At 69.4% G+C, this 20,970-nt stretch carries 24 protein-coding genes; 4 read left to right on the top strand and 20 right to left on the bottom strand.

The features are described 5' to 3' along the window. Positions 1-55: 55 nt before the first annotated feature. The 10 genes from BHQ18_RS26320 to BHQ18_RS26275 form a co-directional block, all read right to left on the bottom strand. Positions 56-550: a bifunctional nuclease family protein gene (locus tag BHQ18_RS26320; protein ID WP_069416601.1), complete on the bottom strand. Its 495-nt coding sequence runs from the start codon at positions 548-550 to the stop codon at positions 56-58. A 60-nt stretch (positions 551-610) separates the two neighbouring features. After that, the gene (gene ftsR, locus BHQ18_RS26315; RefSeq protein ID WP_205866195.1) at positions 611-1,348 is read right to left on the bottom strand and encodes a transcriptional regulator FtsR; all 738 of its coding nucleotides are present in this window, start codon (positions 1,346-1,348) and stop codon (positions 611-613) included. 2 nt (positions 1,349-1,350) lie between these two features. Then, positions 1,351-1,830, bottom strand: a complete 480-nt coding sequence (garA, locus tag BHQ18_RS26310) for a glycogen accumulation regulator GarA (protein WP_069416599.1) — start codon at positions 1,828-1,830, stop codon at positions 1,351-1,353. A 132-nt stretch (positions 1,831-1,962) separates the two neighbouring features. Next, positions 1,963-2,358, bottom strand: a complete 396-nt coding sequence (gene gcvH / locus BHQ18_RS26305; RefSeq protein WP_069416598.1) for a glycine cleavage system protein GcvH — start codon at positions 2,356-2,358, stop codon at positions 1,963-1,965. Positions 2,359-2,416: 58 nt separating this feature from the next. Then, a complete protein-coding gene (locus BHQ18_RS26300; RefSeq protein WP_069416597.1) occupies positions 2,417-3,262 on the bottom strand; it encodes a DUF881 domain-containing protein in 846 nt (281 codons plus the stop codon). A gap of 13 nt (positions 3,263-3,275) precedes the next feature. Continuing rightward, positions 3,276-3,608 carry a small basic family protein gene (locus BHQ18_RS26295; protein WP_069416596.1) on the bottom strand — a complete coding sequence of 111 codons (333 nt, stop codon included), beginning with the start codon at positions 3,606-3,608 and terminating at the stop codon, positions 3,276-3,278. Positions 3,609-3,629: 21 nt separating this feature from the next. After that, entirely contained in the window at positions 3,630-4,556 is a 927-nt protein-coding gene (locus tag BHQ18_RS26290; protein WP_069416595.1) for a DUF881 domain-containing protein, read from the bottom strand. Continuing rightward, on the bottom strand, positions 4,553-5,164 hold the full coding sequence (locus BHQ18_RS26285; RefSeq protein WP_069416594.1) for a CDP-alcohol phosphatidyltransferase family protein: 612 nt from the start codon (positions 5,162-5,164) through the stop codon (positions 4,553-4,555). The genes BHQ18_RS26290 and BHQ18_RS26285 overlap by 4 nt, the downstream gene beginning before the upstream one ends. A gap of 9 nt (positions 5,165-5,173) precedes the next feature. Then, positions 5,174-7,498 (bottom strand): accessory Sec system translocase SecA2, encoded by a 2,325-nt coding sequence (gene secA2, locus BHQ18_RS26280; RefSeq protein ID WP_069416593.1) that lies wholly within the window; start codon positions 7,496-7,498, stop codon positions 5,174-5,176. A gap of 113 nt (positions 7,499-7,611) precedes the next feature. Continuing rightward, a complete protein-coding gene (locus BHQ18_RS26275) occupies positions 7,612-8,451 on the bottom strand; it encodes a GNAT family N-acetyltransferase (protein ID WP_069416633.1) in 840 nt (279 codons plus the stop codon). Positions 8,452-8,674: 223 nt separating this feature from the next. On the opposite strand from BHQ18_RS26275, the gene BHQ18_RS26270 reads away from it, so the two are divergent. Then, the gene (locus BHQ18_RS26270) at positions 8,675-10,597 is read left to right on the top strand and encodes an ABC transporter ATP-binding protein/permease (protein ID WP_069416592.1); all 1,923 of its coding nucleotides are present in this window, start codon (positions 8,675-8,677) and stop codon (positions 10,595-10,597) included. Here the strand turns inward: BHQ18_RS26270 and BHQ18_RS26265 are convergent. From BHQ18_RS26265 to BHQ18_RS26245, 5 genes are read right to left on the bottom strand one after another with little or no spacing between them, the layout of a single operon-like run. Further along, positions 10,594-12,093, bottom strand: a complete 1,500-nt coding sequence (locus tag BHQ18_RS26265; protein ID WP_069416591.1) for an FAD-binding protein — start codon at positions 12,091-12,093, stop codon at positions 10,594-10,596. The two genes, BHQ18_RS26270 and BHQ18_RS26265, sit on opposite strands and share 4 nt — an antisense overlap. Continuing rightward, on the bottom strand, positions 12,090-12,566 hold the full coding sequence (locus tag BHQ18_RS26260; RefSeq protein WP_069416590.1) for a VOC family protein: 477 nt from the start codon (positions 12,564-12,566) through the stop codon (positions 12,090-12,092). The genes BHQ18_RS26265 and BHQ18_RS26260 overlap by 4 nt, the downstream gene beginning before the upstream one ends. 50 nt (positions 12,567-12,616) lie before the next feature. Next, complete coding sequence (locus BHQ18_RS26255) at positions 12,617-13,255, bottom strand: SRPBCC family protein (protein ID WP_069416589.1); 639 nt, start codon at positions 13,253-13,255, stop codon at positions 12,617-12,619. Then, a complete protein-coding gene (locus tag BHQ18_RS26250) occupies positions 13,252-13,590 on the bottom strand; it encodes an ArsR/SmtB family transcription factor (RefSeq protein WP_069416632.1) in 339 nt (112 codons plus the stop codon). Before BHQ18_RS26250 ends, BHQ18_RS26255 begins: the two co-directional genes overlap by 4 nt. Positions 13,591-13,621: 31 nt before the next feature. Beyond that, complete coding sequence (locus tag BHQ18_RS26245) at positions 13,622-14,299, bottom strand: TetR/AcrR family transcriptional regulator (RefSeq protein ID WP_069416588.1); 678 nt, start codon at positions 14,297-14,299, stop codon at positions 13,622-13,624. A 103-nt stretch (positions 14,300-14,402) separates the two neighbouring features. On the opposite strand from BHQ18_RS26245, the gene BHQ18_RS26240 reads away from it, so the two are divergent. Further along, positions 14,403-14,843, top strand: a complete 441-nt coding sequence (locus BHQ18_RS26240) for a nitroreductase/quinone reductase family protein (RefSeq protein WP_069416587.1) — start codon at positions 14,403-14,405, stop codon at positions 14,841-14,843. Here BHQ18_RS26240 and BHQ18_RS26235 read toward each other — a convergent pair whose 3' ends face one another. The 5 genes from BHQ18_RS26235 to BHQ18_RS26215 all read right to left on the bottom strand — a co-directional run bounded on the left by BHQ18_RS26235 (position 14,844) and on the right by BHQ18_RS26215 (position 20,387). Then, positions 14,844-15,554 (bottom strand): Rv1815 family serine proteinase, encoded by a 711-nt coding sequence (locus BHQ18_RS26235; protein ID WP_069416586.1) that lies wholly within the window; start codon positions 15,552-15,554, stop codon positions 14,844-14,846. 213 nt (positions 15,555-15,767) lie between these two features. Beyond that, the gene (locus tag BHQ18_RS26230; RefSeq protein ID WP_069416585.1) at positions 15,768-17,174 is read right to left on the bottom strand and encodes an NAD(P)/FAD-dependent oxidoreductase; all 1,407 of its coding nucleotides are present in this window, start codon (positions 17,172-17,174) and stop codon (positions 15,768-15,770) included. Between the two features lie 60 nt (positions 17,175-17,234). Beyond that, positions 17,235-18,116 carry a sterol desaturase family protein gene (locus BHQ18_RS26225; RefSeq protein ID WP_069416631.1) on the bottom strand — a complete coding sequence of 294 codons (882 nt, stop codon included), beginning with the start codon at positions 18,114-18,116 and terminating at the stop codon, positions 17,235-17,237. Between the two features lie 70 nt (positions 18,117-18,186). Next, on the bottom strand, positions 18,187-19,737 hold the full coding sequence (locus BHQ18_RS26220; protein WP_069416584.1) for a carboxylesterase/lipase family protein: 1,551 nt from the start codon (positions 19,735-19,737) through the stop codon (positions 18,187-18,189). After that, the gene (locus BHQ18_RS26215) at positions 19,734-20,387 is read right to left on the bottom strand and encodes a vWA domain-containing protein (protein WP_205866194.1); all 654 of its coding nucleotides are present in this window, start codon (positions 20,385-20,387) and stop codon (positions 19,734-19,736) included. The genes BHQ18_RS26220 and BHQ18_RS26215 overlap by 4 nt, the downstream gene beginning before the upstream one ends. A 92-nt stretch (positions 20,388-20,479) precedes the next feature. On the opposite strand from BHQ18_RS26215, the gene BHQ18_RS26210 reads away from it, so the two are divergent. After that, positions 20,480-20,815 carry a DMT family transporter gene (locus BHQ18_RS26210; protein WP_069416583.1) on the top strand — a complete coding sequence of 112 codons (336 nt, stop codon included), beginning with the start codon at positions 20,480-20,482 and terminating at the stop codon, positions 20,813-20,815. Next, positions 20,815-20,970 (top strand): SMR family transporter (locus tag BHQ18_RS26205; protein WP_234794327.1); only part of this gene is annotated, 156 nt, incomplete at its 3' end. The genes BHQ18_RS26210 and BHQ18_RS26205, both read left to right, overlap by 1 nt.

Raw genomic sequence — 20,970 nt, 5'->3', positions numbered from 1 at the left:
CGCCCCGCGTGTCGAGGCCGACGAGACGGATCCGTGACAAACGGGCAGGCGACGCTCAGGTCGCCTTGAAATCGTCGGGCGAGACGCTGTCGAGGAACTCCTTGAACTTCTCCACCTCGTCCTCGCGTACCGCGCCGGTGGCCTCGTCGTCGTTCTCGTCGGGGATGATCAGCCCGGCCTCGGCCAGCACCGCCTCCTCGACGTAGATCGGCACCCCGACGCGCAGCGCGATCGCCACCGAGTCCGACGGCCGCGCCGAGACCTTGATGTCGCGGTCGAAGATCAGGTCGGCGTAGAAGGTGCCTTCCTGCAGATCGACGATGCGCACCTCTTTGAGCGAATGACCAAGCGCGGCAATGACATCTCGGATCAGATCATGGGTGAGCGGACGCGCCGGTTCGACCCCCTGCTGTTCGAGGGCGATCGCGGCGGCCTCGGACTGGCCGATCCAGATCGGCAGGTATCGGTCGCCGTTGGATTCCCTCAGCAGCAGGACCGGCTGATTCTGAGGCTGCTCCACGCGAATGCCGACCACACGAACCTCACCCATATGTGTCTGCCCTCCGCACCGATGAAGCCAGCCTGAAAGTCACCATTTCGAGTCTAATCCTCAGCGATCCAGTACGTCGCGCACAGCCGACTTGATCAGCGACGTGTGCAGGGTGATCGCCAACGCCGCCACCTCGCGGGCCAGGTCGTCGGCGCGGTCGCGGGCGCCGGCCTTACCGGCCTTGACCACCGGGCCGGCGATCTGCGCGATCAGGTCGGACTGCCGATCGGCCGCCGAACGGAACGCCCGCAGGTGCCGCGGCTCCACGCCGTAGTCGGCCAGGGCGCGCGCGCACTGCGCGATCACCACGGAGTGCTCGTCGAAAAACCCGCCCGGTCCGGTGGTGATGACTCCGGCCTTCACCAGCGCGTTGAGTAGTTCCTCGGGCACACCGGAGCGGGCGAGCAGGTCCTCGCGCGAGAGCCGCACCTGCGTCGGCGCGACCGCCGCCACCTCGTGGCCGGGCTGATCGTCTGCGCCGACCGGAACCAAACGCGGTACCCCGTAACCGGATCCGCTGGCCGGCAGTTCGCCGTCGGGCTGCGCGTCGAGCTGCGCCTTGATCACCTTCAACGGCAGGTACTGGTCGCGCTGCGCGGTCAGGATGAACCGCAGCCGCGCGCAGTCGTAGGCGGTGAACCGCCGGTAACCCGACGCCGTGCGCTCAGGGGTGACCAGGCCTTCGGACTCCAAGAACCGGATCTTGGAAATGGTCACGTCCGGGAAGTCCGGTCGCAGCAGATCGAGGACCGCTCCGATCGACATCCCAGTGAGAGCGGGAGTGTCGGGGGCTGTCACTACTAGCTGCCTGGACCGCTGTCGTCGCTCTTGGGGCCGGTCAGGAACACCAGGCGGAACTTGCCGATCTGCACCTCGTCGCCGTTGGCCAGCACCGCGGAGTCCACCGGTTCCCGGTTGACGTAGGTGCCGTTGAGGCTGCCGACGTCGACGACCTGGAACTCGCCGGTTTCCAGCCGGAACTCCGCGTGGCGGCGGCTGACGGTGACGTCGTCGAGGAAGATGTCGCTGTCGGGGTGCCGGCCGGCCGACGTGGTCGGCTGGTCGAGCAGGAAGCGCGAACCCGCGTTGGGTCCGCGTTTGACCACGAGCAGCGCCGAGCCGACCGGGAGGCCCTCGACGCCGGAGACGGCGCCTTCGGTACCTGCCGCCGCCGGAGCGTCCAGCTCGTTGAGGAAGTCGGCGCGGAAGACCGAAGTCGTTTCCACGGTGACTTCGTCAGACGTCTGGTCGGCTCCAGAGTTCTGGTCGTTTTCCGTCACCCGCTGCTCCTAACTGGCTGCTGTGGCGATACCGCGTCTGATGTCGACCGTACCGCGCGGTGAGCGTGGTTGTGCCCACCACCGCCGGATCCGCCCTAGTTGGCGTCCGGTCTGCAAAACCCTAACAACCCGTCATTCGGTCGTCGTCTGGCGGTAGCCCTCGGCGTCCAGCAACCCGGACAGCCCCGATTCCAGGGCCGCGGCGTCGGCCTGCAGCTCCACCAGCCAGCCCTCGCCGTACGGGTCGGAGTTGACCAGCTGCGGGTTGCCCTCCAGATCGCCGTTGACCGCAACGACTTTCGCGGTGAGGGGCGCGTAGAGGTCCGACACCGACTTGGTCGACTCCACCTCGCCGAACGATTCCCCCGCCGTCACCTCGGAGCCGACGTCGGGTAGCTGGACGAACACGACGTCACCGAGCGCCGACTGCGCGTAGTCGGTGATCCCGACGCGCACGGTGTCGTCGCCGGTGCGCAGCACCCATTCGTGCTCTTCGGTGTACTGCAGGTCGGCTGGGATCTCGCTCACGGCGCTCCTCGTTCGTCGGCGGTTTCTCTGGTGGGCTTTCAGGTGGACTGAAGTTGGCTCACTTGACTGGCTGAGCGTATTGGCGCTGTTTCGGTTGCCGCAAGGCGGTCACGTCGACCCGCTCGGACTGTTGCACGGTCATGGCGCCGCCGACCCGCTCGACGCTGTCCATCGCACCGCCCGGGATCGTCATCGCGGCGGCCAGCGTCGGCGGATCGCCAATGGCGACAACCGAATACGGCGGTTTGACGGTGACGTCGTCGATCATCAGCGCGCCGGGGTCGCCGGCCACCCAGGTGTCGACCCCGACCCGCACCGCGGTCTGCTGGTCGCCGGTGCCGCCGCGGATCTCCATCGCTTCGGCGCCCGCGTTGCGCAGCTCGTTGATCACGTCGAGCAGCGTTTCGGGCGGAACGCCGGGCGCGTCGTCGGTGATGGTGAGCGTGACACCCGGGCCGGTCGCGGGCACGGTGCCGATCAGGATCGACAATGCGGCGAGGCGGGCCTGGGCGTTCTCGATCGCGGTCTGGTCGCTGCTGCCGGAGGCCTGCAGCTGGGCGAGGGTGCGTTGCAGGTCGGCGACTTCGGTGTTGAGCGCGGCTTCGCGTTGCTGCAGCGAGTCCAGCAGCACCAACAGGTCGGCGGGGCGGGCGCTCTCGAGGTTGTCGCCGGATTCGTTCTGGCGCACCTGGGTGACGATCCCGACCCCCAGCAGCAGACACAGCAGCACCGCCAGCGCGCCGAACACGATCTGCGTGCGGCCCCGCCGCGCCACCCCGCCGACGCCGCCGCCGTGCAACTCGCCGATCTCCGGCGCCGGCTGGTCGGGCGGCAGCTCGTGGCGGCCGTGGGCCTCGTGGCGGCCGTGAGCTTCGTGGCGGCCGCGCTCGGTGTGTTCACTCATCGGATGACCCTGACTACGCGCCGAACAGCCTGCGCCGCAACGCGGCTGCGTTACCGAAGATCCGGATGCCCAGTACGACGATGATCGCCGTCGACAACTGGGTGCCGACCCCGAGTTGGTCGCCGAGGTAGACGATCAGCGCGGCCACCAGCACGTTGAACACGAACGAGACCACGAACACCTTCGAGTCGAAGATCCGCTCCAGGTAGGCCCGCAGCCCGCCGAACACGGCGTCGAGCGCGGCCACCACCGCAATCGGCAGGTACGGCTGGACGAACTCCGGCACATCGGGCTGAAATACCAGTCCGAGCACGATGCCGACGACCAGTGCGGCGATTCCGATCATGTGTCTGTTGTCATCTTTCCGTTACGGCCCAATCGGTTCGGCGAAGTTGAGCTCCCGCACGGAGCCGGCGGGCAGGGTCACCGCGTCACCCGCGCTGACGCTGACCCCAACCCCGTAGGACGCCTCCAGCAGGCGCAGCCGCTGCAGTCCCGGGCTGCGATCGAACACGTCTTGCATCGTGTGCGACGGGCCGACCGCCAGCACCTGGTAGGGGCTGCTGATGGGTTGATTGTCGACCAGGATGCCGCCGCCCGCCTGGCGGATGGTGACATTGGGCCCGATCCGCACGCCGCCGACCGACACCGCCTCGGCCCCGCTGGCCCACAGCCAGTTGACCACCAGTTGCAGGTCGCGGTCCAGGATCACCTGCCGGTTGCCCGGCAGCCGCTGCTTGGACACGTCGCTGAGGTTGGCCGAGGCGCCCGGCTCGGTAACCGTGATCGTCAGGCCCGGACCGATCACCGGGGTGGCCGCGGCGGCGAAGCCGGCCTCGTCGAGCTGGCGCAGCAATTGCTGACCGCGGGCGTCGCCCTCGAGGCGGCTGCGCCGTTCGGTGTCGACCTGGGCGGCCAGTTCGTCGCGGCGGTCGGTGGCCGCGGTGGCCTCGGTTTCGGCGGTGCGCACGCTGTCGGCGAGCACCTGCTGGGTTTCCCGCACACCGGGCGCGGTGGCCCGCGCCTGCGCCATCGCCACCGCGAACACCGCGACCAGCAGCGCCGCGCCCGCGAGCTGCCACGCCCACGCCTGCCACCACGGCCGCACCCGCCCGGCGGCCTCGTTGACGCGGCGGGCTTCGGCGGCCGCCGCGTAACCGGGGTCGAGATGTTCGGTCAGCAATGAGCGCAGCAGCGACGGGACCGGGATCAGCGTCGGCCGGTTGGCCTCGTGGGCGTTGCGGCCGGCCCGCGGGTCGTAGCCGCCAAGGGTCTTACGGAAGCTCTGCGTCATCGCGGCACCTTCGGCAGCCGCCGCACCACCATGGCGACCTGGATCAGGTACAGGATCCCCGACCACAGGTACATCGCCAGGCCCCAGATCAGAAAACCCCAGCCGACGGCCAGCACCACCCGGCTCCAAGTGGCGTCCCACTGCCCCAGCAGGATCAGCGGCAGCCCGGACATCAGCGCGAACGTCGCGGCCTTGCCGATGTAGGTGACCGGCAGCGCGGTCAGCCCGCGGGCGCGCAGCAGCGGCAGCGTCGCGGCCAGCACGGCGTCGCGGGCCAGCAGGGTCACCACGATCCACCACGGCACCGACCCGTGGATCGCCAGCGCGATCGGGACCGTGATCATGTAGATCCGGTCCACCAGCGGGTCGAGCAGCTCACCGAGCCGCGACGACTGGTTGTCCACCAGCCGGGCGATCTTGCCGTCGGCCCAGTCCGAGAAGCCGCTGAACATCAGCACCGCGACCGCCCAACCGTGGGCCTGCACACCGAGCAGCAGCCACAGAAACACCGGCACCAGCAGCAGGCGCAACGCGCTGAGCACGTTGGGCACCGTCAGCACGCGGTCGCGGGCCGGCGGCGACGGCGCCCGGCCATGCGCCTCGGTCATGGGCTCAACCTAGCGGAACACGCCCGGCAGGCTCAGCGCCGACAGCGAGTCGTCGGCGAGTGGGTTGTCGTGCACCATGTACGTCCACGTCGACGTCGGGCGCGCCAGCTTCGACAGGTCGACGCCGGGTTCGTCCTCGATCGAGGGTGCGGTCTCGAACGTCTGCTGGGCGGCCTCGATGGCGTCGGCGGCCAGCGAGGCGAACGCGTCGACGGCCATCCGGTGGAATTCGTCGATCGGTGTCTGGTTGCCCAGCGCCCGCAGGTGGATGCTCTCGCGGATGTCGGCGAGGTAGGCGAGGTGATCGGCCCAGCCCCGGTCCAGGTGAAAGAGCATGATCAGCCGGCAGATCGTCTCCAGCTTCTCCTCGCCGAGCCGCTCGACGACCTCCTCGTAGCGTTTCGGCGCCAGCTCGGCCAGCTCCTCACGCGCAGTCGGGGTGCGCAGCAACGTGTCTCGGCGTTCGACGATGATCGCGCGCTGCTGGGCGATCAGCTGGTTGTAGCGCCAGTTGGTGGCGTGGATGTCGAGCATGCGGCCCTCGGCGATGCGCTGGGCGTGGTCGAGCAGGCTGGCCGCTTTGCGGCTGACGACGCGACCGTCCTCGTCGGTCTCCATCGGCAGCTTGTTCGGATCCAGGTGGGCGGTGATGACGTCGTCGTCCCAGCTGGAGAAGAACACCGACGAGCCGGGGTCGCCCTGACGCCCGGCGCGGCCGCGCAACTGGTTGTCGAGGCGTTCGGTGTGGTGGCGGCCGGTGCCGATGACGTGCAGGCCGCCGAGTTCGGCGACCTGATCGTGGTCGGACTCGTCGGAGCCGCCGAGCCGGATGTCGGTGCCGCGCCCGGCCATCTGGGTGGACACGGTGACGCTGCCGAGCTTGCCGGCCTCGGCGATCACCGCGGCCTCCTCGGCGTCGTTCTTGGCGTTGAGCACCACCGCAGGTACACCGGCCTTGACCAGTTTCGCGTGCAGCTCTTCGGATTCGGCGACGTCGCGGGTGCCGACCAGCACCGGTTGCCTGGTCTCGTGGACCGCCTTGATGTGCTCGACGATGGCCGCGGTCTTGGCGGCCGCGGTGACGTACACCCGGTCGGTCTCGTCCTCGCGGATGTTGGGTTTGTTCGGCTCGATCGGCGAGACGCCGAGCTTGTAGAACTGGCGCAGCTGTTCGCCGGCCGCCAGCGCGGTGCCGGTCATGCCGCACACCGTGTCGTAGCGGTTGATCAGCGCCTGCACCGTGATGGTGTCGAGCACCTCGCCGGTTTCGGTGGTCGCGATGCCCTCCTTGGCCTCGACCGCGGCCTGCAGGCCGTCGGGCCAGCGCTGCAGCTGGGCGATGCGGCCGCGGGAGGAGTTGATCAGGTGCACGGCGTCGTCGCGGACGATGTAGTGCACGTCGCGCTGCAGCAGCACGTGCGCGTGCAGGGCGACGTTGATCTCGGTCAGCGTGGTCGCGACGTGCTCCTCGGAGTACAGGTCGATGCCGCCGAGCCGGGCTTCCATCTTCTGCGCGCCGACCTCGGTGAGGTGCACGTTGCGGTTGTCGGTGTCGGTGTCGTAGTCGACGCCGGGGGTGAGCTCGCCGACCATCCGGATGATCTCGACCTTCGGCGTCTCGCGGTGCGAGGTTCCGGCCAGCACCAGCGGCACCAGCGCCTCGTCGACGAGCACCGAGTCCGCCTCGTCGATCAGCGCGACGTCGGGGTTCGGCGACACCAGGTCGGCGACGTCGGTGACCAACTGGTCGCGCAGCACGTCGAAGCCGATCTCGTTGACCGAGGCGTAGGTGACGTCGCAGGTGTAGGCGGCGCGGCGCTGGTCGGGGGTCGAGCTCTCGGTGATCCACCCGACGGTCAGGCCGAGCGCCTCCAGCAGCGGGCCCATCCATTCGGCGTCGCGGCGGGCGAGGTAGTCGTTGATGGTGATGACGTGCACGCGTCGCCCGCCCAGCGCGTAACCGGCGGCGGCGATCGCACCCGAGAGCGTCTTACCCTCGCCGGTGGCCATCTCGACCACGTCGCCGGCCAGCATCCGCAGCGCGCCAAGAAGCTGGACGTCGAAGGGTCGCATCCCGGTCGTCCGCTCGGCGGCCTCCCGGGCGATCGCCAGGAACTGCGGGATGTCGTTGGAGTCGGCCAACGCGCTGAGGTTGAGCAGTTCGGCGGCCTTGCGCAGTTGTTCGTCGTCGAGCGCGGAGGCTTTCTCGTCGAACTCGGCCGAACCGCGTACCTGGTCCATCGACTGCGCCTGGTCCCGATCGGTGCTGGCGCCCAGCAGCCGCCAGAACCGATTGCTGACACGACCTGAAGTGCGGGTCTTCGTCTTCGCCACACAATTACGGTACGCGGTCGCCGCGCCGGCGCCCCACGCCCCGGGGCCACGGAGAGCGTGCGCGCTTGCACACGACACGCCGCGGCAATTCCGACCGTCGCGCACGCTCGCGGTCAACCGGGCGTGCGGAAATCGATGCGGACGCACTCGCTGACGGGCCGGAACCCGATCCGCCGGTAGATGGCGTTCGACGTGGGGTTGGCCAGATCGGTGAACAGCACCACTCCGTCGTCGCCCCGGTCGAGCGCGATCGCGGCCGCCGCGGCGGTGACCGCCGACCCGTAGCCGTGCCGGCGGTGAGGCTCGGGGGTGTACACCGGCCCGATCCGCGACACCCCGGCCGCCGCGGCGCGCAGCACCGCCGTGCTCACCGGGGCGTGGTCGACGTCCCAGACGACGTACACGTCTCCCCGGTCGCGCGCCGTGTCGACGAACCGCGCACCGGCGGCGTCGTCGCGCGGGTGGCCGAACGTCTCGCCGAAGAACCGCTCGGTCCAGTCGATCAGCACCGCGCGATCGCGCCTGTCGCCGATCCGGGCCGCGCCGGCGACCGTCGTCGGCGGGTGCAGATCGGCCAGCGCGTAGAGGCATTCCTCGAGTGCGACGACGCCCTCGGCGCCGGTCCGCTCCCGCCACGACGTACTGAAGGCGAGCGCGACGTCGCGGGCGCCGCGCACGCCGGGCAGCTGCGGGCGCGCCTCGGCCACCGCCGCGGCGACGGCTTCCACGCCGGCTATCGGAATGTTGTTGCATGCCAACGGATACGGGGGTGTCTGCAGCGCGGCGCCGACGAGTGTCGAGCCCTTCCACAGCGTGAGCAGCAGCGAATCTTCCGGAATGTCATCGGTGTCCAGGACGGTCAGCTCGACGGTGTTCGCGACGGGCGCGCGGCGGTAGAGCGGACCCGCGACGGCACGGAAGTCGTCGCCGGAGTCGTGGAACCGCACCTGCATACCGTTCAGCATGGTCGCCGGCGCACGCCGGGTCGAGCGGTTCTCGTCGCGCTCGCTCGCCGAACAAGGGCGTGGCCCGACGGCTACCTCGGCTACGCCGGCGACATCGACGTCGACGCCCTCACCGCATACCTGCGCGCGACGTTCGGCTGAGCGCGCGGCGTGCCCGCGCGGATAGGCGCTTCGAGCAGCCCGTGCCAGGTTGTCGCGGTAGGTTGCGCGGGTGGAAAAATTCGTCCCATCGCTCGACTGGGGCAATGAGCTGTGGGTGTCGCTGATCTGGATCGGCCGCGCCTGGCTGATGGCAGCCGCCGCGACACTGTTCGTCCTGTTCCTGATTGCCCGGTTCACCGAGTGGGGACGCCAGTGGTGGCGCATCACCGGCGACTACTTCAAGGGCGCCGAGAGCGTCAAGGTCTGGCTGTGGTTGGGCGGCATCCTGCTGCTGGTGGTCGCGGGTGTGCGGCTCGACGTGCTGCTCAGCTACTACTCGATGGACATGTCGAACTCGTTCCAGGTGGTCGCCGCGGGACTGCAGGCCGACGACGACGCGATGCGCGAGTCCGGCCGAAGCGGCTTCTACCTGTCGATCACCGTGTTCGCGGTGCTGGCCACGCTGTTCATCTGCCGTCTGCTGCTCGACATGTGGGTGATGCAACGGTTCTCGCTGCGCTGGCGCGCCTGGCTGACCGACCGGCTGACCGGCGACTGGCTCGACGGCAAGGCCTACTACCGCGCCCGGTTCATCGGCGACAAGATCGACAACCCGGATCAGCGCATCCAGAACGACATCGACATCTTCACCGCCAACAACGGGCCGCTGCCCAACGTGCCCTACTACGGCTCGGGCAACACGCTGCTGTTCGGCGCCATCAACGCGGTGATCTCGATGGTTTCGTTCACCGCGATCCTGTGGAACCTGTCCGGGCCGCTGGCCATCCCGATCATCAACGTCGAACTGCCGCGCGCGATGTTCTGGATCGGCATCGTGTTCGTGCTCTTCGCCTCGGTCATCGCGTTCTGGATCGGCCGGCCGATCATCTGGCTGTCGTTCCGCAACGAGAAGTTCAACGCCGCGTTCCGCTACGCGCTGGTGCGCCTTCGGGATTCGTCGGAGGCCGTCGCGTTCTACCGCGGTGAGAACGCCGAACGCGCCGGGCTGCGCAAGCTGTTCCGCCCGGTGGTCGACAACTACAAGCGCTACGTGGCGCGCTCGCTGGGCTTCAACGGCTGGAACTGGTCGATGGGCCAACTCATCGTGCCGCTGCCCTACCTGCTGCAGTTCCCCCGCTTCGTCAGCGGCGAGATCATGCTCGGTGTGATGTCGCAGTCGGCGTCGGCGTTCGGCAACATCCAGGACGGCCTGTCGTTCTTCCGTAACGCCTATGACCTGTTCGCCGGCTACCGCGCCGCGATCATCCGCCTCGACGGCCTGGTGACGGCCAACCAGGAGGGCCGCGCCCTGCCCGAGATCACCACCACCGCCTGCGTCGACGGCACCGTCGAGTTGAAGGACGTCGAGGTCCGCACCCCCGACGGCAAGCAGCTCATCAAGCCGCTGGGTCTGCGCCTGGAGGTCGGCGACTCGCTGGTGGTCACCGGCGCCTCCGGCGTCGGCAAGACCACGCTGCTGCGCAGCCTGGCCGAACTGTGGCCCTTCACCTCCGGGACGTTGACCCGTCCGTGCGGGCCCAACGAGACGATGTTCCTCTCGCAGATGCCGTACGTGCCGCTCGGTGACCTGCGCGCGGTGGTCAGCTACCCCAACGAGGAAGGCGCGATCGACGACCGGACGCTCAAGGCGATGCTGCACAAGGTTGCCCTGCCCCATCTCGAATCCCGCCTCGACGAGGTGCTCGACTGGGCCAAGGTGCTCTCCCCCGGGGAACAGCAGCGCGTCGCGTTCGCCCGGATCCTGCTGACCAAACCCAAGGCGGTGTTCGTCGACGAGGCGACCTCAGCGCTCGACGAAGGCCTGGAGTACCTGCTCTACAACCTGGTGCGCACCGAGCTGCCCGACACCATCCTGGTCAGCGTCAGCCACCGCAGCACGGTCGAACAACACCACACCCACGAACTCGCCCTGCTCGGGGACGGTGAGTGGCGGTTCAACCGCATCGAGGGCGAGGAGCCGGCGCGGGTCTAGCGCGCGGCGGCGTGAGTACCGGCCTGCCGGGCGGCGTGGGTGCCCGCCCGCCTCCCGAAGAACGAGCCCTCGCCCAGCTGCGTGCCGCTCGCGTACCCCTTGCCGTCCTGGGCGATGTTCGACGCGCACGCACCGGCGGCGTACAGGCCGGGCACCGGTGAACCGTCCTCGCGCAGCACCTCACCGTCGAGCGACACATCGAGTCCGCCCATGGTGAACCCCGAGTACATCGCCACCCCCAGCGACAGGTCGAACGCGCCCCACGGTCCGGTGTCCTGCGCGGCGACGTAGTCGGGATGCTTGTGGAAGTCGGGATCCTGTCCGGCGGCGGCGTTGCGGTTGTAGCGGTCCAGGGTGGCCGCCAGGTTGCCGGCCGGAATGCCCAGGGCCTCTTCCATTTCCGCGATGCTCTCCCAGCCGTCGATGAACTTGATCAGCGGCATCTCGGGCATCTGCAGGTGCGCCTCGTCGACGATCAGATACGCCTTCTGCTCGGGCTGTTCGAGCACGTACGCCGAGGTCCGCGAGTGGTAGGAGTCCTCGGCGACGAAGCGCTGCCCGTCCTTGTTGACGATGACGCCGGTGAGCAGGATCTCCGGCGGGTAGGCGGCCGCGGTGATGAACAGTCCGTCGAGGTTCTTGGCCACTCCGCCCGCCGACTCACCGAGCCGGATCCCGAGGCCGTCGTCGTTGGGGTTGCCCAGGATGTAGGGTTCGACCTCGCCGTGGTGCTTGGTGCGACGCTTCTGCCCGAGCGCCGGGGTGTGCCGGGCCACCATCTCCGGGTTCATCGCGAACCCACCGGCGGCGATGACGACCGACGCGGCGCGGACGTCGCCGGTGTCGGTGAAGTGCTTCCAGCGCACGCCCACCACGGCGCCGTCGTCGACGACGAGGTTGGTCGCGCCGGTCTCGTAGCGGATCTGCACGCCGAGTTCGTCGGCGCGTTTGAGCAGCAGGTCGGTGACCATCGCCGCGCCGCCGAGTTCACCGGGCACCGGCACGGAGTGGCCGCGCGGGGCGGGTTTGGCCTGCTCGTAGAACGGCCAGACCTTCTCGTTGCCGGTGTAGGACAGGCCCTCGGTGCCCGGCGGCACCACGACCTTGCCCGGGTAGTAGCTGCGTTCGAACTGGAAACCCAGACCCTCCAGCCAGTTGAAGTGTTCGACGCTGCCCTCGCAGTAGGCGCGGATCTTGTCGTGGTCGGGATCCGGGGACACCGCGACGAGGTACTTGTACATCTCCTCGGCGCTGTCGTCGTGTCCGGTCGCCTGCTGCACGGCGGTGCCGCCGCCCAGATAGAAGTGCCCGCCGGCCATCGCGGTCGTGCCGCCGACCGCGGCCGCCTTCTCCAGCACCAGGACCCGCGCGCCCGCGGCGGCCGCGCTGACCGCCGCGCATCCGCCGGCGATGCCGAAGCCGATCACCACGACGTCGACCTCGTCGGAGAACGACGCCTCGGCGACGTCGACGGTGTCAGGAATGTCGGTACTCACTGCTGCTCCCGTTTGATGTGGTCGAAGAACGATCTGATCTCGTCCGGAATGTAGGCCAGCTCGATGTAGGGCACGCCGGCCTGCGGTGCGGACACGTAGGCGAACTCCATCCCGCCGGGCATCACCCCGCGCGCGACGACGTCGGCGTCGCGCCCGGACAGTGCGGCGTCCACGTCGTCGACTTCGACGCACACGTGGTGCAGGCCGGGCCCGCAGCGCTCCAGGAACTCGGTGTAGACGCTCGCGCCCGCACCCGGGGCGATCAGCTCCAACTGTGTTGCGCCGGCGTAGCTCAGCGAGATGTCGGCGACGAAGTCGGCGGGCTCGCCGCGGTAGGTGCAGGTGTCCGGGCCGAAGTGCACGCCGGGCATGCGCACCCACTTCCTGGCACCCAACAGCGAGGTGAGCGACCGCTCGGTGGCGTCGAGGTCCCGCGTCACCCACGCTATCTGGACAGGTGTCTGGGCAAGCATCGCGTCGAGGATATCCCCGGCCCGCCCGGTTGGCTAGAACGTGTTCTAGTTCAGGCCTCGCCGAGGTAGGCGGCCAGGCACCGGTCGGCGGCCGCACGGGCCTGAGCCGGGTCGGCGCCGGCAGCGACGTTCTGCTCGTACCAGGCCTCGTTGGACAGCGCCAGGAAGCGGCGGCCCCCCGGGGTGGTCACCCACTGCTCCCCGAAGCCGGGGTCGATCGACTCGCCGGTCGCCAGGTGCAGCGCCAGGCCGAGAACCATGGAGTCCCAACCGATGCCGACGGCGCCGGGCCCGAACTGCAGGGACATCTCGTCGCCGACGACCGCGATGTGCTCGATCACCAGTCGCGCCCGGTCGGCGTCCACGCCCTCGACGGTGACGTCGATCCAGCTGACGTTGCCGGCGAACTCCCAGGTCGCGGTGAAGTTCTTCGGCGGATCGCAGGTCAGCACTTTGCCGCTGGCGTTGCCGTGCAACTGATATGACCCACCCGGTTCGAGTTCGCCGGTGATCGGCATGAGCCACCGCGGAATGCGCTCGATGTTGGTGACCGCGTCCCACAGGTCGTCGCGGTCGGTGTCGTAGGTCTGGGTGATCGTGACGACGTGCGCCTCTCCGGCCTCGATCGTCCTGGTGCCGAGCGTGCGCTGCACCGCGTTGATCTGGTGGTCGACGTCGATCTCGGTCATGGTGCCTTCTTTCGTCGTTGTCGTTTTCCCCGGGCGATCTCGGTTCCCAGCGCGTCCAGGCGCGGCGCCCAGAAGCGGCGGAAGCCCGCGAGCCACTCGTCGACGTCGCGCAGGGCGTCGCCGTTGACCGCGTAGAGCCGGCGCTGGCCGTCCGGGCGGACCGAGGTGAACCCGTTGTCGCGCAGTACTTTCAGATGTTGGGACACCGCGGGTTGGGTGATCGCGAACTCGGCCTGGATGGTGTCGGCGATGGCGCCCGCCGCGAGCTCACCGTCGGCGAGCAGTTCCAGGATCCGGCGCCGGACCGGATCGCCCAGGATATCGAACGCGTGCACGCCCATGAGTCTAAGTGTCAGCTTATATAAGTCAAGGGTTAATCAAGGTGTCGGTGAGAAGCCCGATCTGCCGGTCGAACAGCATTGCCGGCTCGGTGAGGGTGTCGGGGCCGTACTGGCCGAACACCTCGAGGCTGATCGCGCCGATCAATCCCGCCCACAGCAGCAGGCTCCTGGTCACCGCGGCGTCGTCGCCCGTGAAGCCGAACTCCTCGCGCAGCCGTTCGTAGTCCGACGACAACGGCTGGGGCGCAGTAGCTTTCGAGGACCGGATGTCGCCCGCGACGATCCCGGCGGATACGACGTCGAGCAGTGCGGCCACCACCCGGGTGCCCGGGCCAACCGTGCGCTCCCGGGGGGCGTGGTAACCGGGCACCGGGCTGCCGTACAGCAGCGCCCACAGCGCCGGCCGCTCGAGTGCCCATTCCCGCGCCGCGCGCGCCATCGCGAGCAGTTGATCCCGCCAATCACCGTCGGCGCGCGCGCTGTCCACGTGCTCGGCGAGGCTGGAGTAGGCGTCGACCAGCAGCAGGGTCAGCAGTTCGTCGCGGCTGGCCACGTACCGGTACACCGCCGACGACACCATGCCGAGATCGCGGGCGATCGCGCGCAGCGACAGGCCGCCCGCCCCCGCGGTCTCCAGCTGTCCGCGCGCCAGCTCGACGATCTGCGCCTCGATCCGGTCGCGACTCTCCTGCCGTTTGCCCATCCGGTGAGTGTGACACGAAACGAGATCACCGCTCTTGTTTTACCGTCCCACGCGTGTCACCCTGAAACGAGAGCACCGCTCTCAATATTGAAGGGACACGAACATGACCGTGCGTTACGACGAACCGAACGGCGCCGCCCGCGCCGTCAACACGCTGTTCCGCTGGCTGGCCGAAGCGGGTGTCAGCGTGGCCGGAACCCGGGCGCTGCAGGTGCGCGGCCGGAAATCCGGGAAACGGCGCACCGTGGTGGTCAACGTGCTCACCGTCGACGGCCGCGACTACGTCGTGTCGCCGCGCGGCAACACCCAGTGGGCGCGCAACGCGCGGGTGGCCGGCGCGGTTGAGGTCGGCCCCCGCTGGCGCCGCCGCGAGCGCCGGATCGCCGAGGTGGCCGACGACGCGAAAACCGACCTGCTCCGGCGCTATCTGGACCGGTGGTTCTGGGAGGTCAAAGGGCACGTCGGCGGGTTGACCCCGCGGTCGGGCGACGACGAGATCCGTGCGGTCGCGCCCACGATCCCGGTGTTCGAAATGCTGCCCTGATCAGGGCATCGGCACTGCCGGCGGCGGCGGCGGCCCGACGTTGGCCGAGGCCGCCGAGATGACGTCCTCGCGGGCCTGCTGACTGGCGGTCTGCCAGGACACCGCGGCCGGATACCGGCCCCAGGTGCTGTTGAACATGCCGATGATCGCCGCGCGGTTGTCGGGGGTGATCACATACACCGGCCCGCCCGAGTCGCCCTTCTGGCTGACCACTCCGTTGCCCATCGTGAACCAGCCGTTGTTGACGGCCTCGACCGTGCCGCAGCTCTCGCCGGTGACCACCCCGAAGTGGCAGACCGGCTGGCCGGCGGCCGGCGCGAAACCGGGGTCGACGACCAGCATCCGGCCACCCGGCAGGACGTTGTTGACCTGGACGTCGGGGGCCAGCGTGATGGCCTCCCAGTCGGCGATCTGGTGATTGGTGTCGACGGTCGCGCCGTTGGGCGTGTTGTCGCGGAACACCGCCTGCATCCCGATCAGGTTGCCGTGCCGGTCGCGCACCGGTCCGCTGCCGCGGCAGTGGCCGGCGGTGAACGCGATCCGGGCCTGCGGTTCGACGAAGCCGAGCGTGCACACGTTGGAGTCCTGGCGGATCTCCATCCCGGGATAGACCACGACGCCGGGATTCGCCGGGGCGGGTGCCGACGGCAACACGAGCGCCGCCACGGGGGCGGCCACCGCCGCGAGTGCACGAATCCATCGTCGGCCCATGGCCGCCTCCGCTCTTCCGGTCCAATGACGGTGCCCGGTTCCAGGTGTCGCGGACTCTCCTACCCCGGCGCGTGAGCTGGCAGTCACGCCCGGTGGCCGGAGCAACCACTCGACGATGGTCCCGTGATTTGCCCATCGATCACCGTGACCGAAACGTTACGCGTCAGCCGGATCGCCGTCTCGCCAGTCAGCTAATCCCCTGCGGCTGACGCCTCAGGAATCGAAACCCAGACCGAGCGCGTCGAGGGTCCGCAGGAACACATTGCGCCGGCCCGCGCGATGGTCGGCGCGGTCCAGCGACCAGCGCGTCGCCTGGATACCCACGCCGGCCAGCGGCTCGGGCGGGAAGGGCAGCGGGCGGCGACGCACCATCTCCAACCGCGTGCGCGGGGTGGGCCGGCCGTCGAGGAGGTCCAGGCACACGTCGGCGGCGAACCGCGCCGCGCCCACCCCCAACCCGGTGAACCCGTTGACGTAGGCCACCCGGCCGCCGCGCGCCAGACCCCAGTGCGCGCAGAACCGGGTGTTGGTGTCGATGGCACCGGCCCACCGGTGGCTGAACCGCACGTCGTCGAGTTGCGGAAAGGTCAGGAAGAAGTGCGCGGCCAGGCGACGGTAGGTCTGCGGCCGGTCCTCATACGCCGGGTCGACGCGGCGGCCGAAGTGGTAGACGGCGTCGTAGCCGCCCCACACGATCCGGTTGTCCATGGTCAGCCGGTAGTAGTGGAACTGGTTGGCGCAGTCGCCGACACCCTGGCGGCCGCGCCAGCCGATGCGGTCGAGCTGACGGGCGGTCAGCGGTTCGGAGGCCAGCACGTAGTCGTACACGGGCACGGTGTGCAGCCGGTTGCGTCTGAGCAGGCTCGGATACACGTTGGTGGCCAGCACCGCCTCGCGGGCGGTGACGACCGCCTCGCCGGTCTCGATGCGCAGGCCCACACCCCCGGAGTCCACCCGCCGGGCGTTGGTGTGCTCGTAGATCCGCACACCGGCCTGCTCACAGGCCCGGGCCAGCTCGAGCGCGAGCTTGGCCGGGTGCACGATGGCGCAGGTGTGGGCGTCGAACAGCCCGGCCAGGTAGGTCGGCGAGTCGACCTGGGCACGCACCGCGTCGGTGTCCAGGAACTGTCCCTGTCCGGCCGCGGCGCTGCGCTGCAGCCACTCGACCTGATGGGGTTCGGTGGCCACTGTCAGCATTCCGGTGCGCTGCCATTCGGTGTCCAGCTCCAGCCGCTGCAGTTCGGCCTGCATCCCGTCGAGGTTGTCACGCCCCATCTCGTCGAGAGTCGCGATTTCGTTGGGCCAGCGGGCTTTTCCGTTCTCCTCGCCGTGGGTGAGGCTGGCGTCGACGAAGCCGCCGTTGCGACCGGAGGCCGCCCAGCCGATGCGGTGCGCGTCGATCAGCACGATCCGTTTGCCGGGGTCGCGTTGCGCGGCGTGCAGTGCGGTCCACAGGCCGGTGTAGCCGCCGCCGACCACCACCAGGTCACACGTCGTCGGCCCGGTCAGCGCCGGCCGGTCAGGCCGGGCGATGTCCAACCACATCGAACCGAACGTGCTTGGCGCAAGGGCACGTTCGATCAGGGCAGGGTCGACCGGCGCGTCGAAGACGGTGTCCACAACGCCGCAGACTACGGGTGCGAAGACGTGGCCGCGGACGTTTGATGCCGGCTGCGGCGATTACGCGTCAACCGCTGCCTTCTCGCGTGCCGGGCGACGCACCGCCGGTGCCCATCCGGGCGGGCCGAAGATGTAGCCCAGTTTGTCGCGCCAGCGCGTCGCGGCCCGGACGTCGCGGGCCATCGCCACGTATTCGTGGGTCTGCAGCGTCCAGATGTTGTAGGTGTCGACCTGCTTGGTCAGCCCGTAGTGCGGGCGGGTGGTCTCGGCCGCGAACGTGCCGAACACGCGGTCCCACAGGATGAAGATGCCGCCGTAGTTCTTGTCCAGATACTGTTGATCCATCCCGTGGTGCACCCGATGGTGCGACGGCGTATTGAACACGAACTCAAATGGCGCCCAGAGCTTTCCGATGCGCTCGGTGTGGATCCAGAACTGGTATATCAGGTTGATCGAGAAGCTGGCGAACACGATCCACGGCGGCACCCCGAGCAGCGGCATCAGCGCGCGCAGGAACACGTCGCCGCTGATGTTCCACTTCTGGCGCAGCGCGGTCGCGAAGTTGAAGTACTGGCTGGAGTGGTGCGCCTGGTGGGTGGCCCAGATCAGCCGCACGCGGTGCGCGATGCGGTGGTAGGCGTAGTAGCACAGATCGACACCTACGATCGCGATCACCCACGTGTACCAGGCGTCGGCCGGCAACTGCCAGGGCGCCACGTAGACGTAGAGCGCCGCGTAGCCCAGCAGCGCGAGGAAGTTCACCACCCCACTGGTGCCGATCGACACCACACCCATCCAGATGCTGGCCCACGCGTCGGCGCGCTGGTAGGCACCCGTCGGCGCCCGGTCGGCCTCCTCGTGCGCCAGGCGGCGCGCGGCGGCCCACTCGATCACCAACAGCAGCAGGAAGAACGGCACCGCGAAGGTGACCGGATCATGCATCAGCGGCGGCAGCACGTGCGCGAAGGCAGCACTTACGTCCACGTCGACACCTCCGGCCAAAGCATACGACTCACCGGAAACTGAGAACCCGATCGCCCCACGCGGTGCGCAGCGGGCGGTCGATGTCGTCGACCACCCGGTCGGCCGCGTCGATCAGCAGCGTGGCGCGGTCGGCGGCGCGATACGGTCGCCACACCGGGTCCCCCGGCAGGCCGGCCGGTGTGTGGTCGGTGGCGAAATTCAGCCAGCGGGCCCGCATCCGGGCCGACACCGTCCTGCCCGCCTTGAGCCCGCCGAGCTTGAACGTCGGGTCCTTCGGCCCGGCGACGAGGTTGCCCCACACGTACGGCAGTTCGGTGGCGTGCGCGGCGCCCAACCGCAGCAGCCGCAGCATCGGGGTGCTGAAATCGAAGCGGTACAGGTGAACCGGCGCGACGTCGCGGTGCCCCTCGGCGAACCACACCGACGGCATCCGGAACCCGATGTCGCGGGCCACCCCCATGCCCAGGGTCTTGCCGCGCCCACGGTAGGCGGCCCGGATCTGCTGCTCGTCGGGCAGCTGTAGATCCGGCTGCTCGGCGGCGATCTCGGCGAACATCGCTCGGATCGCGGCCGGGGTGATCGGCATCAGCGGCGACTTCATCCACCGGAACAGCGCGGCCTCGTGCTTGTTCGTCCCGATGATCAGCGGCACCGGATGGGTGCGCCCGGCCCGGGCGAGCTCAACGGGATGGCCCGGCACAACGTCGCCGTCGATGATCGGCGCGAACGCCAGCGTGCCCGGGGTGCGGACCGGGACGTGGTCGAACACCCGCTTGGAGGCCGCCATCAGCGCCTTCGTGGGCACCGACGTGAGCGTGTCGGCGTCCTGCGGGCGCACGAGCAGTTCGTCGAGGAACATCTCGGCGACCCGCCGGCCGCGCTCGCGGTCGTAGATCGAGGTGGCCGGCGAACTCTGCGCGATCGCCGCGCCGAACAGCCCCGCCGCGGCGGGGCTGGCCAGCAGCGTGGTGATGATCCCGCCGCCGGCCGACTCGCCGAACACCGTCACCCGGTCCGGGTCTCCCCCGAATCCGGCAATGTTCTCGCGGACCCACTGCAGCGCGAACAGCACGTCGCGCAGTCCGAGGTTGGTGGCGAACTGGTCACCGAACGCCGACAGGTCGAGGAATCCGAGCGCGCCCAGCCGGTAGTTGACGGTGACGATCACCGCTTCACCGCCGGCCGCCAGCGCGCGCCCGTGATAGAGCGGCTGCGCCGACGAGCCCAGCACGTACGCGCCGCCGTGCACCCACACCATGACCGGGCGGCCCGCACCGGGTTCGGTGTCCGAGGACGCCCACACGTTGAGGCTCAGACAGTCGTCACCCTGGGGCGCGCCGAGGTCGATCGGGATCCGGGGATCGGTCGGTTGCGGGCACACCGGGCCGACGCGGGTCGCGTCGGCCGGCTCCGTCCAGCGCGGCGGCGGCTCGGGCGGCCGCCAGCGCAGCGGCCCCGCCGGCGGGGCCGCATAGCGAATGCCCTTCCAGGACTTGACGACTCCGTCGTCGCTGCCGCGGACCGGGCCGTGCGCGGTGGCGACGACCAGATCGTCGCCGCTGTCCGGGCCCGCCGTCATCGGTCGGCGCCCGCGGCCGCCCGGCGGTCCTCGTCGGAGAACCCCGGGACCTCCGCCGCGACCGGGGCGGCGTTGCGGCGTGACACGAAGGCCGACGTGGACGCCCACGCGGACCCGACGGCGTCGCCGTCGGCGGCGTAGGTCATGGAGCGGTCGGCCCGGAAACCGAGCTGCTGACCGATGGCCACCGCGTCCATGTTCGCCCCGAGAAAGACGAAATCCCAGGCGTATTCGCTCTCCTGGCGACCGATCGCCTTGCTCACCGCATCGTGCGTCCACTCCCTGCTGGAGTTCTCGTGCCCGTCGGTGAGCACCACCACGGTGACCCGGCCGGGCCGCTGCTGCTCGGGCAGCGCGGCCAGTTCGGCGCCGACGTCGGTGATCAGCCTGCCGACGGCGTCGTAGAGGGCCGTCGCGCCGCGGGGCTGCAACTGCAGCGGCGGAACGTCGGCGACCGGCCGGTTCCCGTAGACCACCTCGTATTCGGTGTCGAACTGCGCCAGCGTCACCCGTACGTCGAGGCCGCCGACGGCCTTGCGCTGATCCCCGATGAACGCGTCGAACCCGCCTTCGGTGTCGCTCTTGATGGACTCCATCGACCCGGACCGGTCGAGCAGGACAGCGATGAGCGCGCGCTGGGAATCGGTCATGAGAACTCCTCGGGTCGGTGAGAACAGCAAACTTCAGGTTACGCCCGGGCGCCGACAACTCCCGGTCATCGCAAGTCAGATAGCTTGATTGCGTGCACAAATGGGCGCTGCTGGGCTCGGCGATCTGCGTGGAGGTGGCGGCCACCCTGTCGCTGCGCGCCTCGCAGGACCACACGGCGTGGTTGATCGTCGTCGTCGCCGGCTACCTCGGCGCGTTCGTGTTGCTGACCCTGGTGTTGCGCGCCGGGATGGCGGTCGGCGTCGCCTACGGGATCTGGGGGGCGCTCGGCACGGCGGGCACCGCGGTGTTCGCCGCGCTCCTGTTCGGTGACCCGTTCACCGCCCCGATCGTCGTCGGCATCGGCATGATCATCGGCGGCGTGCTGCTGATCGAACTCGGCTCCCACCGTCGGGTGCCGGGCCCGTGATGTATTGGACGCTGGCCGCCGCGATCATCATCGAGGTGGTCGCGACACTCTCGCTGCGGGCCTCCGACGGTTTCCGCCGCAAGAAGTGGATCGCCCCGGTCATCGCGGGCTATCTCGCGTCGTTCTATCTGCTGTGGCTGACCCTGAGCCTGGGA

This window comes from Mycolicibacterium flavescens (assembly GCF_001722335.1).
Classification (GTDB): Bacteria; Actinomycetota; Actinomycetes; order Mycobacteriales; family Mycobacteriaceae; genus Mycobacterium; species Mycobacterium flavescens.
Note: the sequence above shows the minus strand (reverse complement) of the source record. Positions and strands in the feature narration are given on the sequence as shown.

What these genes read in the sequence shown, in the direction of transcription:
- BHQ18_RS26295 (WP_069416596.1), bottom strand. Translation starts at nt 3,608, where the DNA reads ATGATCGGAATCGCCGCACTGGTCGTCGGCATCGTGCTCGGACTGGTA.
- BHQ18_RS26245 (WP_069416588.1), bottom strand. Translation starts at nt 14,299, where the DNA reads ATGGGCAAACGGCAGGAGAGTCGCGACCGGATCGAGGCGCAGATCGTC.
- BHQ18_RS26255 (WP_069416589.1), bottom strand. Translation starts at nt 13,255, where the DNA reads ATGACCGAGATCGACGTCGACCACCAGATCAACGCGGTGCAGCGCACG.
- BHQ18_RS26275 (WP_069416633.1), bottom strand. Translation starts at nt 8,451, where the DNA reads ATGCAGGTGCGGTTCCACGACTCCGGCGACGACTTCCGTGCCGTCGCG.
- BHQ18_RS26235 (WP_069416586.1), bottom strand. Translation starts at nt 15,554, where the DNA reads ATGGGCCGACGATGGATTCGTGCACTCGCGGCGGTGGCCGCCCCCGTG.
- BHQ18_RS26300 (WP_069416597.1), bottom strand. Translation starts at nt 3,262, where the DNA reads ATGAGTGAACACACCGAGCGCGGCCGCCACGAAGCTCACGGCCGCCAC.
- BHQ18_RS26220 (WP_069416584.1), bottom strand. Translation starts at nt 19,737, where the DNA reads ATGACGGCGGGCCCGGACAGCGGCGACGATCTGGTCGTCGCCACCGCG.
- BHQ18_RS26290 (WP_069416595.1), bottom strand. Translation starts at nt 4,556, where the DNA reads ATGACGCAGAGCTTCCGTAAGACCCTTGGCGGCTACGACCCGCGGGCC.
- BHQ18_RS26260 (WP_069416590.1), bottom strand. Translation starts at nt 12,566, where the DNA reads ATGCTTGCCCAGACACCTGTCCAGATAGCGTGGGTGACGCGGGACCTC.
- BHQ18_RS26225 (WP_069416631.1), bottom strand. Translation starts at nt 18,116, where the DNA reads ATGCATGATCCGGTCACCTTCGCGGTGCCGTTCTTCCTGCTGCTGTTG.
- BHQ18_RS26285 (WP_069416594.1), bottom strand. Translation starts at nt 5,164, where the DNA reads ATGACCGAGGCGCATGGCCGGGCGCCGTCGCCGCCGGCCCGCGACCGC.
- BHQ18_RS26320 (WP_069416601.1), bottom strand. Translation starts at nt 550, where the DNA reads ATGGGTGAGGTTCGTGTGGTCGGCATTCGCGTGGAGCAGCCTCAGAAT.
- BHQ18_RS26215 (WP_205866194.1), bottom strand. Translation starts at nt 20,387, where the DNA reads ATGACCGATTCCCAGCGCGCGCTCATCGCTGTCCTGCTCGACCGGTCC.
- BHQ18_RS26240 (WP_069416587.1), top strand. Translation starts at nt 14,403, where the DNA reads ATGACCGTGCGTTACGACGAACCGAACGGCGCCGCCCGCGCCGTCAAC.